At 45.3% G+C, this 17,177-nt stretch carries 12 protein-coding genes; 5 read left to right on the forward strand and 7 right to left on the reverse strand.

The window, feature by feature from the left end:
• Positions 1-8: 8 nt before the first annotated feature.
• The 5 genes from ectB to VJL_RS13375 form a co-directional block, all read right to left on the reverse strand.
• Entirely contained in the window at positions 9-1,274 is a 1,266-nt protein-coding gene (ectB, locus tag VJL_RS13355) for a diaminobutyrate--2-oxoglutarate transaminase (protein ID WP_038878614.1), read from the reverse strand.
• A 35-nt stretch (positions 1,275-1,309) separates the two neighbouring features.
• On the reverse strand, positions 1,310-1,843 hold the full coding sequence (gene ectA, locus VJL_RS13360; protein ID WP_038872407.1) for a diaminobutyrate acetyltransferase: 534 nt from the start codon (positions 1,841-1,843) through the stop codon (positions 1,310-1,312).
• A gap of 371 nt (positions 1,844-2,214) precedes the next feature.
• Positions 2,215-3,879 carry a BCCT family transporter gene (locus tag VJL_RS13365; RefSeq protein WP_038878616.1) on the reverse strand — a complete coding sequence of 555 codons (1,665 nt, stop codon included), beginning with the start codon at positions 3,877-3,879 and terminating at the stop codon, positions 2,215-2,217.
• 218 nt (positions 3,880-4,097) lie between these two features.
• The gene (locus tag VJL_RS13370) at positions 4,098-4,847 is read right to left on the reverse strand and encodes a 3'-5' exonuclease (protein WP_038878618.1); all 750 of its coding nucleotides are present in this window, start codon (positions 4,845-4,847) and stop codon (positions 4,098-4,100) included.
• Positions 4,844-6,724: a DUF294 nucleotidyltransferase-like domain-containing protein gene (locus tag VJL_RS13375; protein ID WP_038878619.1), complete on the reverse strand. Its 1,881-nt coding sequence runs from the start codon at positions 6,722-6,724 to the stop codon at positions 4,844-4,846. The genes VJL_RS13370 and VJL_RS13375 overlap by 4 nt, the downstream gene beginning before the upstream one ends.
• Before the next feature lie 438 nt (positions 6,725-7,162).
• Between VJL_RS13375 and proV the strand changes: the two genes are divergently transcribed.
• From proV to VJL_RS13395, 4 genes are all read left to right on the forward strand, one after another.
• Positions 7,163-8,350: a glycine betaine/L-proline ABC transporter ATP-binding protein ProV gene (proV, locus tag VJL_RS13380; RefSeq protein ID WP_038872399.1), complete on the forward strand. Its 1,188-nt coding sequence runs from the start codon at positions 7,163-7,165 to the stop codon at positions 8,348-8,350.
• A 5-nt stretch (positions 8,351-8,355) separates the two neighbouring features.
• Positions 8,356-9,474, forward strand: coding sequence for a glycine betaine/L-proline ABC transporter permease ProW (gene proW / locus VJL_RS13385; protein ID WP_038878621.1), 1,119 nt, complete (start codon positions 8,356-8,358; stop codon positions 9,472-9,474).
• Entirely contained in the window at positions 9,467-10,474 is a 1,008-nt protein-coding gene (gene proX, locus VJL_RS13390; RefSeq protein ID WP_038878623.1) for a glycine betaine/L-proline ABC transporter substrate-binding protein ProX, read from the forward strand. Before proW ends, proX begins: the two co-directional genes overlap by 8 nt.
• Before the next feature lie 225 nt (positions 10,475-10,699).
• Positions 10,700-12,109 (forward strand): MATE family efflux transporter, encoded by a 1,410-nt coding sequence (locus VJL_RS13395; protein WP_038878625.1) that lies wholly within the window; start codon positions 10,700-10,702, stop codon positions 12,107-12,109.
• Between the two features lie 70 nt (positions 12,110-12,179).
• Here VJL_RS13395 and cysS read toward each other — a convergent pair whose 3' ends face one another.
• Complete coding sequence (gene cysS, locus VJL_RS13400; RefSeq protein ID WP_038878627.1) at positions 12,180-13,553, reverse strand: cysteine--tRNA ligase; 1,374 nt, start codon at positions 13,551-13,553, stop codon at positions 12,180-12,182.
• Positions 13,554-13,947: 394 nt separating this feature from the next.
• On the opposite strand from cysS, the gene VJL_RS13405 reads away from it, so the two are divergent.
• Positions 13,948-15,885: an LTA synthase family protein gene (locus VJL_RS13405; RefSeq protein ID WP_038878629.1), complete on the forward strand. Its 1,938-nt coding sequence runs from the start codon at positions 13,948-13,950 to the stop codon at positions 15,883-15,885.
• A 37-nt stretch (positions 15,886-15,922) separates the two neighbouring features.
• Here VJL_RS13405 and VJL_RS13410 read toward each other — a convergent pair whose 3' ends face one another.
• On the reverse strand, positions 15,923-17,107 hold the full coding sequence (locus VJL_RS13410; RefSeq protein ID WP_038878631.1) for an MFS transporter: 1,185 nt from the start codon (positions 17,105-17,107) through the stop codon (positions 15,923-15,925).
• Positions 17,108-17,177 lie beyond the last annotated feature (70 nt).

The raw sequence follows: 17,177 nt of genomic DNA on the forward strand, positions 1-17,177 counted from the left end.
TTTCCTTGCTATGATGCTTGTTTGAAATGTTTGCTTGCGATGGCTTCGACTGAACCCTCGAAGATATTCAGCCCTTGCGTAAGTTCGGATTCTGAAATGGTCAATGGACAGAAGAACTTCACGACTTCATCATTTGGTCCTGCAGTTTCAATCACCATGCCATTGTCGAAACAGGTTTTAGCAATATCGCCTGAGATTTGACCGTTCTTACATTCAATTCCGATCATCATGCCGCGGCCTTTGCGCTGTACAAACAACTCAGGGAATCGTTGAACCGAACGTTGAATAACTTCATTAACCATGCTTGAGCAACGCTTAATGTGCGTTTCGAAGTTATCGTTTGACCAGTAAGCCTCGAGTGCTTTCGTGGCAGTCACAAACGCGTGGTTATTTCCTCGGAATGTGCCGTTATGCTCGCCTGGTTTCCACTGATCAAGTTCTGGCTTTAAGAGCACAATAGCCATTGGTAGACCATAACCACCAATGGATTTAGACAGAGTCACCATATCTGGCTTGATACCCGATGGCTCAAAGCTGAAGAATGTACCTGTTCTGCCGCACCCTGCTTGGATATCGTCAACAATCAATAAGATATCGTGTGCTTTACACAACTTACTTAACCGCTGCAGCCACGCGTTGGATGCCACATTTAGACCACCTTCACCTTGCACGGTTTCTAGCAGTACTGCCGCTGGCTTATCCATACCCGCCGAGTTATCGGTCAACATGGTTTCAAACAGTTTGAGACCATCAATATCAGCATAACCTTCGAAAGGAATACGAGTGACGTTGTTAAGACTAGAGCCCGCGCCTTGGCGATGATGTTGGTTACCCGTTGCCGCTAACGCACCCGCCGTACAACCGTGAAAACCGTTGGTGAAAGCTACGATACTACTGCGCCCTTTCACTTTCTTTGCCAATTTAATGGCGGCTTCAACGGCGTTGGTTCCCGTAGGGCCAGTGAATTGAACTTTGTAATCAAGCGCTCTTGGTTCAAGAATGTACTTATTCAAGGCTTCAAGAAAAGCGGCTTTTGCTTCTGAGTGCATGTCTAAGCCGTGTGTAATGCCATCCATTTCAATGTACTCAAGAAGCGCTTGCTTGAGTACTGGATTGTTATGACCGTAATTTAGAGATCCCGCTCCAGCAAGGAAATCGAGGTAACGTTCGCCTTGTTCTGTTTCTAGCCAGGAACCTTTTGCTTTGCGAAAGACAACCGGGAAACTGTTTGAGTATGAACGTACGTTGGATTCCTGCTTTTTGAAAATATCCATGATGAGACCGTTATTTGATTCCTATTGGGTGGGAGTTAATTGAGGGGAATGCGATACAGGTATTCCGTATCGTGTTTGCCCTTGAAATGATCTTTTTCGTCCAAGAAAGTGGTCACCTCACCAGCATTACTATTTTGAGCATCGAGTTTTTTAAATAGTGCCCAAGATGCCTCATTAGATTTAGTAATTGTGGTTTCGACGGTGTCGATGCCTTCAAGCCCTTCTCGCTTTAATAAATTGTCGAGCATTTGAAAAGCCAAACCCTTGCCTCTAAAACGAGGAGCGACGGCGACCTGCCAGACGAACAACACATTAGGTTCATCTGGCTTTTGATAACCAGAGATAAACCCTGCGAGCTCGCCTTTATGCTCAACCAAAATACAGGTTTTGCTGAAGTGCGTAGACTGAAGGAAATTGCAATATGAAGAGTTCATATCGAGTGGTGGACAATCTGCTATCAAGCTGTAGACGTTGTCACCATCCGACACTTCTGGCTCACGAAAAATCCATTTTTTGCTTGGGTCTTCTCCAATTTCTGGATACATCACCCAAGGAGCTGATGTGATCATGTGTAGATACATATCCTTCGTGTTCTAATTAAATTTCCTTTTTATTATGGGCATCTCTCGTAGCTAAAAATCAAATAAACAAGAGATTAATCGTCATTAAGTCGATCAATATCACATCATTAGTGGTTGAGGGTGAAATGAAAATTAGTTTGAGCTCTAATGTATTTATAGGGCAACGTAAGAAATTAGACGATACAGCGTCACTATTCGTCAGCAGCCCACCCAAAGAAATGATTACAACCGTAAGAAATCCTTCCATTCGGTATTAATGCAACAGATTGGGTGAGAAAAAGAAATAAAGCATAAGAAAAGAAAACGGCACGCCTAAGCATGCCGTTTTTTATTGAAATTTATCAGAGAAAAGATTCGCGTTACGCTTTCGCTTTTTTCGCTGATTTAGATTTTGGACGAGGCTCATCCATTAGGCCTTTCACCAAAGACACTGTCGCCACAAGAAGTACGATTGTGAATGGCAAGCCCGTTGTTACCGCCATCGCCTGTGCCGCTGCTAGACCGCCACCAAGCATCAGTGCAATTGCTACCAAGCCTTCGAATGTGCACCAGAACACACGTTGTGGTGTTGGCGCGTCCACTTTACCGCCCGCGGCAATCGTATCGATAACCAAAGAGCCAGAGTCAGCTGACGTAATGAAGAATACGACTACTAGAATGATACCCACGATAGAAGTGATCTGAGAAAGTGGCATCACGTCTAACATAGCGAACAGTTTAAGAGGCAGTTCTGCATCAAATACTGCTTGGTAGCCATCGTTCACGTATTGGCTGATCGCCGTTCCGCCGAATGCGGTCATCCATAACACACACACTGTAGATGGGATCAAAATTACACACACGATAAACTCACGAACAGAACGACCACGAGATACGCGCGCAATAAACATACCTACGAATGGTGACCATGAAATCCACCATGCCCAGTAGAACGCAGTCCAACCTTGCGAGTAGTTCACGTCTTCACGACCAAACGGCATCGACAATGCAGGAATATTCGCTAGGTAAGCACCAATGTTGTCAAAGAAGCCCGTCATAATTGCCATAGTTGGACCAACAATGATCACGAATAATAGCAATAGCGCCGCTAAACCCATATTGATTTCAGACAGACGCTTAACACCACTATCTAGGCCCGCAACCACAGAGATCAATGCAAGTGCCGTGATGATAATGATCAACACAACTTGCGTGGTGTCTGTCATTGGGATACCGAACAGGAAGTTAAGACCTGTTGCCGCTTGCGATGCACCGTAACCAAGAGAAGTCGCTAGACCAAATACCGTTGCAACTACGGCAAGAATATCGATCACGTGACCAGTCCAGCCCCAAACGCGCTCACCAAAAAGAGGGTAGAAAATGGAACGCATCGTTAGAGGCAAGCCTTTGTTAAACGAGAAAATCGCCAAACCAAGAGCCAACAGTGCATAGATAGACCATGGATGCAGAGCCCAGTGGTAAATCGTTGCAGCCATACCAAGTGCAGACGCAGCCGAGGTGTCCCCTTCCGCAGCACCCAGTGGAGCCCAGTCAGTACGAACGCCGTTCTCAACGTTTACACCACCTAGTGCCGCACTAAAGTGAGACATTGGCTCAGATACACCAAAGAACACCAAACCGATACCCATACCAGCTGCGAATAGCATCGCAAGCCAACCGGCATAAGTATAATCTGGCGTTGCTTCTGTACCACCGATACGAACACGACCAAGTGGCGTGACGATCAGGATCAAGCACACCACGACAAACACGTTGCCCGCAGATAGGAAGAACCAATCAAGATTTGATACCAGCCAACCACGCAAACCCGCAAAGAACGGTTCTACTTGTTGTCTGAATGTCAGTGTTAACACTACGAACAGGATGATCGACATGCCTGAAATAGCAAATACACGGTTGTGAATATCAAGTCCAAAAGGACCGACTTTTAACGCGACGTTATCCTGACCAATCTGGTAATCAGTATCGATCGGGTTCACCTTACCGTCGGGGCGCTGTATACCGCCATTGTTGTCAGTGCTCACGATTTATCTCCTTAAAATACGTGGCCAAATTAAAAAAATCGTTGTAGGAATCGAAGGGATGGCTTTTTCGCGCCACTTGCTGCAAAGCTTATTGCGATCGTTGCGCCGCTATTAGAATTGTTACTCTACTGTGTAATTTTAACGTTAAACGCCCCGATATCGCATTGCATTTCGTTATCGGGACGACTAATTATTTTTATGGCTAAATTGCAGCGTGGTTATTGCCAAATCGTAGACAATCGCATGTCCTCGTCAAAATGGTATTGCAGTTGCGCTTGTAGCAGTTCCGCTGTCGCAAGCGCATCCGTAAGTGCATGATGAGGTTGATATACTGGCAGATGATATCTTTCACGAGCGTGCCCTAAACGCACCGAGCCCGGCTTTTTACCTTTGAGCTTATTTAACCAACCTTCACATTGACGACGCTGAATCGCGTATTCAATATCCAAGGTATCTACAACAGGGAATTGAATCCCCTCACCTATGCTATTCAACAAGGCATTGTTAAAGAATTGACGCTCAATATTTTTGTAATGCACCACCACAATCTTGCCTGAGAGTTCTGCCAATATAACCTCTAAGATTTGATTAAGTTGCGGCGCACTCTTCACTTCTGAATCGGTAATACCATGAATCACAACCGATTCTTCATTCAATTCTCGATTTGGATTCACCACCCAATGACGCGAGCCACTGCATTGCACTCGTTCCAGAGTAAACGGAACTAAACCAATAGTAAGAATGGCGTCTTCTTCTGCATTTAAGCCCGTGGTCTCAAAATCGACGGAGACAAAAGGTACCTCTTTTAATGGCGTATCTCCATTCACAATAGGCGCAGAGTAATAACGTTTTAATCGATCATCTTTCGCTTGCGCGGCAAGTTGCTCAAAGAAAACGGGCCAATCAGGTGTCTGGCTGGTATCTAATAAATCACGTGCATCTTGCTGTTGTTTAAAAAACCACATCATTTACTGCTTCTCTGATAGCGGAACTTAATGAAGTTTTGCGCGTTACTTAGAATCTGGAAGGCGGCTTTTAAATTACGGCGCTCAAACTCAGACATATGTTCAGGCTCGATGTTGTTGTCCGGCTCTTCGCCATTTTCAATATCCAATGCCTGATGACGAATACGTACCATGTAAATAAGTTCCATGGCATCTTTCAAGTCCATCCCTCGCCCTTTCGGCAAGATCCCAGCGTTATTGATGTCATCCAGACGCTCGAATGAATTTTGTGAGCGAGAGCCAATGGCAAGAGAATGGACACGAATCAAGTCCGCCATCGGTGCAGTGCCGCGACGTTTCAAGTTAATGGAGTTTCGATGACGGCCGTCCTTCTCCATTACAAAATCTTTAAAGAAACCCAGAGGTGGTGTTCGACGAATTGCGTTGTAGGCCATACAAGCGAGGAATCGGTTGTTCTTCTTCGCGCGGCGAACAATGAATCCGCTTAATTGCTCTGCCCACTTCACTCGGCCATGCACACCTAATAGATCAAAGAAAATGCTGCTATTGAGCAGACGTTCCGGTGTTGGGTCATCAATCCAGTTAGCAAAACACGCTTCCCATTCTGAGCGCGTTTTGCGCCATTCTGGATTAGTTGCCATGATGTCGCCAGAACAGTAGGTGTAACCACATTCTGCTAACCCATCGCAAATAAACTTAGCAAATTGCTCAAAGTACTGACCATGCTCACTCGGTTCGTAGCTGTTATCGAGAATCAATGCGTTATCTTGGTCCGTGACGATCAATTGCTCATCACGCGCCATGGACCCCATTGCGAGCAAACAATACGGAATAGGTGCTGGACCAAGCTCTTGTTCTGCTAACTCAGCAAGACGCTGCTTGAAGCTACTGCCAATAACCGACATCGCTCGGCCGACCATGTGGGCGTTCGCATCTTCACTCACCATACGGACAAAACAGTCTTTCACTTGTTTCGATACCGCTTTAAGATCTTCGATCGTGTTCTGTTGGAATATCGAACTCACAAGCAATAAACTGTTTTGCGACTCGTATCTGACGATATCCGTCATACTGAGTACACCAATCGGTTTTTTGTCTTTGAGGATTGGCAGGTGGTGCACGTTATAGCGCAGCATGGTCAGCATGGCTTCGAAGACATACGCACTGTTATCAAGAGATACGACGTCGTAACTCATCACCTCACTTACGGGTATGTTGGTCTCCCTACCCTCAGCTAAAACGCGTATACACAAATCACGGTCGGTCAGGATGCCTAAGAGTTGGTCGTCATCATCTTCGGTAATTTCTTCTTCTGGACGCACGATCAACAATGCCGTGACGCCCTCTTCTGCCATCAGTATTGCCGCTTCCTGAATGGTCGCGGTAGCAGCTAAGGTTACTGGCTCTCGGCTAAGAATCTTTCTCGCTTTTGCGGTGGTAAAATCGTTGCCATCAGACTGGTTCGAAACCACGGTTCTTAGTCTTGCACTGTCTTCCAATTCCATGAAATCAGCGAAATTCTCAAACTCATCACACAATTCGTTGAAGATGCCCTCTGGGATGCAATACACCAATGTATCTTCAATTGCTTTCGCTGGCATACGGACACGGTTATTCATCAACAACCCCATTTGTCCAAACAAACCACCAGCATCAATACGGTTATACAGCTCCCCCTTGCGGCGGAAAATTTCGACGACGCCACTGCGAACCATATACAGATCACGAATATCGTCACCTTTCTTTAAAATATCTGAGCCTGCGCGGTAGTAAGCCACTTCAGCGTTCATTGCGATATTTTTCAGGTGCGTCTCTGGTAAGTCATCAAAGGGAGGGTATTGGCTAATGAAATTGAGTACTTCTAATTGCTCGGCTTCCATTCTTTATTCCATGCATTGCCTAAACTTCAGCGATAAATATCACCAAGCATTCAATCAGGCAATAAATAAATCCAGTGATGGTATGAATCGACTCAAATAGCAGAACATGTCACCAACACATTAATTCGAACTCTAACTTAAAACATTCTAAAACGGCCTATTTACGAAAGATTTCGTTAGGATCAAAATGTCACTCACCAACCACAATAAATTCAAAAATATTTCACAGGCCATTTCACCCACTTTTGCGACGCACTACAAATAAACATAACTCACTGTTTTTACGTCATTTAAAGCCAAATCATTGGCTAAGCTGTTTATGTCTAATTTGTGTAACGCCACCACACAAACCTTTTATCGAACATTGAAATTCTCCCAAACATTACTTAGAGTACGAAACGTTTTACTACAAAACATTCAAAATTAAGGATGATTTACATGGATCCCATACTGGAAGTTAAGGGACTGTATAAGGTGTTTGGTGACGATCCTGACCGCGCATTCTCACTGATTGAGAAAGGCATCGATAAAGATCGTATTTTTGAACAAACAGGTTTAACGGTTGGCGTTAACGATGTCTCTCTTTCCATCAATGAAGGTGAGATTTTTGTCATTATGGGCCTATCTGGCTCAGGAAAATCCACACTCGTTCGTCTTCTCAATCGCTTAATTGAGCCAACCAAAGGCAGCGTTTACCTAAAAGGTAAAGACATTGCCCACATTTCTGAAGATGAACTTAGAGAAGTTCGCCGCAATAACATTTCCATGGTTTTTCAAAACTTCGCGCTCATGCCTCACATGACGGTGATTGAAAACGCTGCTTTTGGCCTTGAACTCGCCGGTGTGAACCTCAAAGACAGGCAAGAAAGTGCGTTGTCAGCCTTACAACGAGTTGGCCTTGATGCCTACTCAGAATCCTATCCGGATGAGTTGTCTGGCGGAATGAAGCAACGAGTTGGCCTCGCTCGAGCTCTCGCGTGTGACCCTGATATCCTCCTAATGGATGAAGCCTTTTCAGCGCTCGATCCACTTATCCGAACCGAAATGCAGGATGAACTTATTCGACTGCAAAATGACGATAAACGTACGATTGTTTTCATCTCTCACGATTTAGATGAAGCCATGCGAATCGGCGATCGTATTGCCATCATGCAGAATGGCGACGTGGTTCAAGTCGGTACACCAGATGAGATTCTTCATAACCCTGCCAATGATTATGTGGAAGCCTTTTTCCGAGGTGTTAACGTTGCAAACGTACTGACCGTGAAAGACATCGCTCGAAAAAAGCCAGCCGCTGTTTTCAAGAAGTCCGAACATGATGGTCCTGGGTCTGCAATGCAGATATTGATGGATCACGACCGCGATTACGGCATAGTCATTGATAAATCCAGCCACTATTCTGGCATTGTTTCTCTTGATTCGTTACGCGTTGCCCACAAAGAAAATCGCTCACTAGCCAGTGCACAATTGATCGACGAAATCACCCTCCAGCCAGACCAAGCAATCAACGACATTCTTGGTGTCGTCGCTGGTGTCCCTTATGCCGTCCCAGTTGTCGACGAGCAAGGCCACTATTATGGTGTCGTGACAAAATCACGTCTTCTGCAAACGTTGGATAAGGATTAGTCATCATGTCAACAGAACAAACCACTAACGATCCGTGGTCAACGACAGAAGCGGAACAAACCGACCCGTGGTCAACAGCCACAACAGAACAAAGTGACCCTTGGTCACAAGGCAGTGAAGCGACGTCAAGTATAGACTGGTTGAATTCTGAAACCGTTGAAGAAGCCCCTTTTGATATAATGAACCCATTTCAAGATGCGGTCCTTCCTTTGGATACTTGGGTAGAATCTGGGTTAGATTGGCTTGTCGAACATGGACGTCCGGTCTTTCAAGCAATTCGCGTTCCCATTGATTTCATTCTCTCCTCATTTGAAACGGCGCTCGTCTCTACACCTGCCCCATTCATGCTCATCATTCTATTTTTATTAGCATGGCAATTTTCTAATTTGCGTTTGGGGATGTCGACATTCGCTTCATTAGTCTTCATTGGGCTGATAGGTGCTTGGTCCCAAGCAATGACGACCTTGGCATTAGTACTGACATCCGTATTCTTCTGTCTGATCATTGGATTACCACTTGGTATCTGGCTGGCAAGAAACAACACCGCCGCTAAGTTCATACGGCCCATACTCGATGCAATGCAAACCACCCCTGCTTTTGTCTACTTGGTACCTATCGTCATGTTGTTTGGCATCGGGAACGTACCAGGCGTGGTGGTCACCATTATTTTTGCATTGCCTCCCGTGGTTCGCTTGACCATTCTTGGTATTCAACAAGTCCCAGAAGAGCTGATTGAAGCCGGACACTCATTTGGAGCCAGCAAAAAGCAAATGCTGTACCGCATTCAACTTCCCCTTGCCCTACCGACTATTATGGCAGGCGTAAACCAAACCCTGATGCTCTCCCTTTCTATGGTTGTTATTGCCTCTATGATCGCAGTTGGTGGGTTGGGACAAATGGTATTACGTGGAATCGGACGTTTGGATATGGGACTAGCAGCGGTGGGCGGTTTAGGTATCGTAATCCTTGCCATTCTACTCGACCGTATCACACAAGTTTTAGGCGCTAACGCGGGTAACACGAAGTTACGTTGGTACCACACCGGTCCAGTTTCTTACCTTTTAAAACTGACCAACAAATCGAACCAACCTGATCTCAAACTTAGGAGAAACATAAATGACTAATTCATGGAAGAAAGCGCTAACAGCTGGAACGTTAGCAACGATGGCGTTTTCGACTCAAGCTTTAGCGAATGACTTACCGGGTAAAGGCGTTTCAGTTCAACCAGTTCAATCAACGGTTGCGGAAGAAACGTTTCAAACTCTTATTGTTAACCGCGCGCTTGAAGCGTTGGGCTACGATGTTCAACCAACTAAGGAAGTCGATTACAACGTTGGCTACACTTCGATCGCAAAAGGCGATGCTACGTTCTTAGCTGTGGGTTGGTTCCCTTTGCACGCAGACAAATACACGATGTCAGGTGGTGATGATAAATTCTACCGCCAAGGCCAGTACGTTAGTGGTGCGGCTCAAGGCTACTTAATCGATAAAAAAACCGCAGAAAAATACAACATCACTAACATTGGTCAACTTAAAGATCCTGAGCTAGCAAAACTATTTGACGCCAATGGCGATGGCAAAGCAGACCTCACTGGTTGTAACCCTGGTTGGGGCTGCGAAATGGTAATTGAAGAGCAGCTTAACGCTTACCAACTTCGTGACACGGTCACACACAACCAAGGTAACTACGCAGCAATCATTGCGGATACTATTTCTCGTTATAAGAAAGGCGACCCGATCTTGTACTACACGTGGACACCTTATTGGGTAAGTGGCGTACTCGTTCCAGGCGAAGATGTGGTTTGGCTAGAAGTCCCATTCTCTGCTCTACCCGGAGAACGTAAAGATGTGGATACCACACTTAAGAATGGTAAAAACTATGGGTTTGAAATGAACTCAATGCGAATCGTGGCGAACAAAGATTTCACTGGAAAAAACCCTTCTGCCGCAAAACTGTTCGAAATCGTTAAGCTGAATATCAATGATGTCAGCGCACAAAACATGATGATGAGCCAAGGTAAAAATAGTGCGGCGGACATCGAGTCTCACGTTAATGGCTGGATCAAAGCCAACCAACAACTGTTTGATTCTTGGGTTGCCGAAGCTAAAAAAGCGTCAATGTAATTAACAATCGAATTCCTTCCTAAATAAGACCAAGCGCCAGCAGCCAAACCTGCTGGCGCTTTTTTATCCAAAATTCCTTTCGCAATCGTTTCTCTGTGATCTAAATTACATATTGAATGGCAGAACAAAAGTCCGTATATTGCGCCTGCCTACGCGGCACACCCTACAATGCACAACGCCATCCTGCTTCCACTGGTGCATTGATATTGGTGTTTAACTACATCCATGCAAAACACACCTTCCTCTTTTTCTCGTTTTTTTAAAGAATCGGGCGCATTGTTACACCTGTCGATCCCAATCATTTTGATGCAACTCGCAACTCAGTCGATGGGCTTTATCGATACCACAATGGCAGGCCAAGTAAGTGCAGCCGACCTTGCTGCGATCGCGCTTGGCACCAGTTTATGGCTACCCGTTTCGCTATTGCTTCGCGGCATCATCATGGCATTAACGCCTGTCGTTGCTTACCACCGCGGCGCACAAAGTTTAGATAACATCCGTATCTCTTTCATTCAGATGCTGTGGCTATCCGCGTTTGTTAGTGCCATCTTGATTGTTTACTTGCTACTTGGTGAAACCATTCTCGTTGGCTTAGGCGTTGCTCCTGAGATCATTCCTATTGCCAGTGATTATGTTGTCGCATTAGCGTTTGGTGTTCCGGGTATTGCGCTCTTCTATACGCTGAATGGTTTCTGTGAAGGGATGAATAACACCCGCGCTCCGATGCTGATTTCTGTCATCGGCTTGTTGGTGAACATCCCTGTTAACTACATCCTGATTTATGGCAAGTTCGGCATGCCTGCATTGGGCGCGGTTGGTTGTGGCTGGGCAACAAGCTTGGTTTACTGGCTGATGTCTGCCCTTCTGTTTAGCTATATTAAGAGCCATCACCACTACAAAAACATTCTGCACTTCGCTGAGCTAAAACCAGTATGGCAAGAAATCAAACAGCTGTTCAAACTCGGCATGCCGATTGGTTTGAACATTGCGGTTTGTGGCAGTATCTTCGCGGTGATTGCGCTATTGATTGGTCGTATCGGTGCAGAGAACGTTGCCGCGGCACAAATTGCACTGAACATCTCTAGCATGACGTACATGATTCCAATGAGTCTTTCCTTTGGTATCACGATTCGCGTTGGCCATGCATTGGGTGAACAAAAGCTTGAAACGGCCTCTCACCGTAGTTTGGTGGGTATTATTACTGCTGCGCTACTGTCTCTGATTTCAGTCAGCTTCTTCCTGCTTTTCCCAGAGTGGATCATTCGTTTGTACACCACAGATCCTGTAGTTTCAGCGACCGCTGCTACTCTGTTGATGTTTACTGCGATGTACCAGTTCAGTGACGCGCTACAGACCTCTGCAAACGGTGCACTGCGTGGCTACAAAGATACTAAAATCCCTATGATTCTGGCGATTCTTGCCTACTGGGGCTTAGCGCTTCCACTGGGTATGTTATTGGGTATCACGGATGAAATCGTTCCTGCAATGGGCGAAGAAGGCTTCTGGATTGGTATCGTAACCGGCTTAACCACCGCAGCAATTGCAATGCTGATTCGATTGACGCTAGTGATTAAGAAGTACAATCAAACCGCAGAAGTGAATACGGCGTCGCAACCTGAGTTAGCGATTCAATAGCGACGAGAACGTTTATCGTTTCAATTAGAAAGGCTCATTATCGCAGTGAGCCTTTTTGTTTTCTGGCTTACTAGCCTTGTTTACTTACCGTTGAGCTATCACCAGCATCGTTGATTCTATAGCCGAGTTCGGTGACTTTCTGGCGGATTTCGTCAGCTTGTTGGTATTCCTTCTGCTTTTTCATTTGCAAACGCAACTCTACTAATTCCAAGATCTCACGAGGAATTTCTTCTTCGTCTACCTTATCAAGATCCAAACCAAACACACGATCAAAGTAGCGTGCCGTTGCTTTTTTATCCGCGTCATTTAATGCACTTCCAAGCAACTCCCACATTAATGCCATCGCTTGTGGCATGGCTAAGTCGTTGTTGATGAGTGACATAAAACGCTCAATATATGTTTGGTCGACTTTGCCACCTTCTGGTAATGCCGACATTTTCGTTTTCAGGCGCTTTAAAGCTGTTTGTGCGGCATCCAAGCTCTCCCACGTAAAGTTCAAATGACTGCGATAATGGCTGGTCAGCACCAAGTAACGGTAAGCCAGCGGGTCATAGCCTTTCTCGATTAACGCATCAAGACGAAGTGACGTGCCGGACTTAGAGATCTTCTCTTTATTCAATTGGAGGAAGAAGCCATGCAGCCAGTAATTTGCTTGAACGTGGCCATTCTTTGCTTGGCATTGGGCAATTTCGTTGGTGTGGTGAACTGGGATATGGTCTTCCCCACCAACATGAATATCGAACACTTCCCCAAGGTATTTCTCTGCCATCGCAGAACATTCAATGTGCCATCCCGGAAAGCCAACTCCCCAAGAGCTTTCCCATTCCATTTGTCTTGGTGTGTCACCGCTAAACTTCCAGAGTGCGAAATCGGTTGGACTCTTTTTCTCTGCCATTTCGACGCGAATGCCCGCTTCTAACCCCTCGCGGTCCAGTTTGGCAAGTTTTCCATAATCCGGAAGCTTCGCCGAATCAAAATAAACGCCATCGGAGGTTTGATAGGTAAAGCCCTTTTGTTCAAGCTCTCGGACGAACTCTATCTGCTCTTGTATGTGCTCGGTAGCGCGACAAATGATGGAAGGCTGAGTGATGTTGAGGCTAGTAAGATCATCTAAAAACGCATCTTCAAAATACTTTGCGATCTCCCAAGCAGACTTATTCTGTTTTCTCGCACCCTTCTCCATTTTATCTTCACCGGTATCCGCGTCTGACACCAAGTGCCCAACATCCGTGATGTTCATAACGTGGTTTACGTCGTAACCGTTGAGCTCAAGCGTGCGCCTTAACACATCAACAAAAAGGTAGGTTCTCAAGTTCCCTGCATGCGCGTAGTCATACACCGTTGGACCACATGCATACAAACCGACTTTACCTGATTTAATGGTGTTGAACGGCTCAAGGGTGCGCCCCAATGTATTGAATAATTGTAATTTTGACTGACTCATATTGTTATTCCTTTAAATGCAAAAAGGCCGCGGATGAAAACATCGGCGGCCTTTAATATGTCTGTATGATCTTTTGCTAACTAATAGCTACACGAAAGCCGCCGCACATTTTTAGAAGTGCAACAACAACAGTTCGTTGAGATAGAAATCGCTAAATAGTTCATACAGATACCCTAAATAAGAAATCCATAGAAATCAAGCTTGTAATTATCACGCACTTTACGACAACAGACTGAACTACGTACGCCGTCTGGCATTACCCTCTCTTACAAAGCCGTACCAATCATTACAATTAAATTTATAAATAAACCTTATATTTCACGCTTACTTCACGTTTTATTTGATAAAAGACACACCATAAAAATCAGTTACATCAGTAAATTAGGGAATATTTATGAAGAAGCCCACGTTTGGGCCTTTGCAGCCCATCGCTGTATTTGCGCTATTTTCGCTTGCTTTTCTTTCCGTTTCGCGGATTTTACTTGCCATTTGGCTTTCTGACCGAATCGAATCTTTTAACGACCTTATTTATATTCTTGGTCAGGGCCTACGCGTAGACTTTGCCACCATCTGTTGGTTATTCATCCTTCCGGGCTTACTTTCTTCGCTATTACCTGTACAAGGAAAGGTCGGCGAATGCTGGAAATGGGTATTACGTTGCTGGATGGTCGCAGGTTTATGGATCATTGTTTACATGGAATTGGCAACCGCACCCTTTATTCAAGAGTACGACCTACGCCCAAATCGATTATTTGTTGAATACCTAATTTATCCAAAAGAAGTGTTCAGCATGCTTTGGACTGGCTACAAATTAGAGCTGTTCATTGGTGCTGTAGGCACGGCAATTACCCTTTTCCTTGGTTGGAAATGGAGCAAGAAACTAACCGACAACGCGAAGCAAGTAAGCTGGAAATGGCGACCTATCCTTGCCATTCTTGTCGTTTTGGTTGGTATCGCGGGTGCGCGTTCTTCTTTGGGTCATCGCCCTCTAAACCCCGCAATGGTAGCGTTTTCTAACGACCCGTTGATGAACGATCTCACACTAAATTCTTCTTACTCTCTCTTGTTTGCTGTCAACAACATGAAGTCAGAGAGAAGCGCAGAGCAGTTCTATGGAAAAATGGATAACCAGAAGATGCTAGAACTTGTGCGCTCCTCTTCCGCGAAATCAAACTTTGATCCTTCAGTTCTTCCTACAATGAACAGCAATGAAGCGACCTATCAAGGTAAACCAAAGAACTTAGTCATCTTGCTACAAGAAAGCCTAGGTGCTCAGTTTGTCGGAGAACTAGGAGGATTACCACTCACGCCCAATGTAGACAAGCTTATGGCTGAAGGTTGGAACTTTACACAGCTATACGCAACAGGAACTCGCTCTGTTCGTGGTATTGAAGCAGTAACGACAGGCTTCCCACCATCACCATCACGTGCAGTTGTAAAACTAAGCAAAAGCCAAACGAACTTCTTTACTATCGCAGACCTTTTGAAAGCCAACGGCTACCACACCGAGTTTATTTATGGTGGCGAAGCAAACTTTGACAACATGAAGACCTTCTTTTTCGGCAATGGTTTTGATCAAATCATTGAAGAGAAAGATTACAAAAATCCAGAGTTTGTTGGATCTTGGGGGGTGAGCGATGAAGACCTGTACACCAAAGCAGACCAAGAATTTGAACGCCTGTCTAAGACCGATAAGCCCTTTTTCAGCTTAGTATTCAGTTCAAGTAACCACAGCCCATACGAATATCCAGAAGGAAAAATCGAGCCTTACGACTCTGAATACATGACACGCAATAACGCGGTGAAGTATTCGGATTACGCAATTGGTACTTTCTTTGATAAAGCCAAGAAATCGTCTTACTGGGATGACACGATCTTCATCATCATTGCAGACCACGATGCCCGTGTATCCGGTGCTAACTTAGTGCCTGTAAAACACTTCCACATCCCTGCATTGATTCTTGGTAAAGACATTAAGCCACGTAAAGACGACCGTATTGCTAATAACCTAGATATGCCACCTACGCTGCTTTCTTTGATTGGTGTGGATGCGAAAACACCGATGATTGGCCGTGATCTTACTAAGCCTCTGGCACGCAAAGACGAACGTGCCATGATGCAATACGACAAGAACTTTGGTTACTTAACCCGAGATAACCTCGTTGTGTTCTCGCCGGGCGAAAAGGTATCGACCATGCAGTACAACTTCGATAACCAAACCATGAAGCCTATCGAAGTGGACCCAGCTATCGTTGAACGCGCTAAGGCCAACGCTTTGTTTGCCTCTAAGGCTTATCAAAACGACTGGTACTCTTCTAAAGTAACTAACTAGATAAAGATAAGGAGCGCAACATGCGCTCCTTTTTGCTTCACTGTTTCACTAGTGTGGTGCTAGCCGTTTTTCTTTTGCTTGACGAAGGCATTAACGTTGCGCTCAACAGTGCTATCCCCATCCCACCAGCGAGGATGAAATACATCAATACAAACTCTTGTGTATGAGCATAAGTCGCTGTGATAAGCCAATACGCGATAGGTCCAGTACTAAAGCTTAATGTGTACTTAACGGCGTAGATTCTGGAGCGCCATTTCACATCGGAATAACGGCCAATAAGCCAATCATTCACTGGTATTTGCGCGTATGTACACAGCATCAAACCAACAAACACAAGAACCAATGACCATTCATGAGTAACCGTCGCTAATAGGAGGAATAACAGTTGCCCACCAGCAATACAGGCGAGCAGCCTCTTGATATCAACGCGATCGAGCAACTCACCCACAACAAGCTGAATAAACGCAGCACAAACAAAAATCGATGTGGTTAACGTGCTTGAAAGGCTCAATGATTGGCTAAATTGTGCATCCATAATTTTAGGTAACGAGGTCGTCGTAGATTGAAAGACCAAACCACCAAAGAAGACAACCACCGCAGCACAAGCGAACAGCACTTTGAGTTGTCGCAAAGGCATCGTTACGTCGTCACGTCTACTTTTCGCATGTTCGATATCAGTAACACCTTTCGATGCATACCAGTACACAATACCAGTTAATAAACACACAAGGCCTGGAACATAAAATGCGGCTTGCCAAGAGAACCGTTGGCACAACAAAGCGGTTCCCATTGCAGCAAACGCCAAACCCAAGTTACCTGCTAGTCCATTTACTGCGATAGCCCTGCCTGTTTTGTTTGCAGAGCTAAAGATAAGTGCAATACCGACGGGATGATAAATCGCCGCAAACAAGGCTATGGCACAAAGCCCCAGCCCCATTTGCCATGGCGTTTGCGCAAGAGCAGTAAATAATGCAGAGGTGCCCATCCCAAAGTAGAAAACGGTCATCATGCCTTTTCGGCTCCAACGATCCGCCAGCCAACCAGCTGGCAGGGACATAACGCCATAAACCAACATGGCTACGCTCCCCACTTGGAGCAGCGCTGCGTAACTCATGTCCCATTCTTTATGCAGCGTTAGTACAATAGAAGGAAAGATGAGCAAGAAGTAATGATTGAGCGCATGCCCCACATTGAGGACACCTGCGTGAAAGGAACGGTTCATCTCGACTCCAAACCAAATAAAGGAAAGCTAACTAATGACAAGCTCAGTTTATCTGGCTAGCATTTGGCGT

This window comes from Vibrio jasicida CAIM 1864 = LMG 25398, from assembly GCF_000400365.1.
In the GTDB taxonomy this organism is placed as follows: Bacteria; Pseudomonadota; Gammaproteobacteria; order Enterobacterales; family Vibrionaceae; genus Vibrio; species Vibrio jasicida.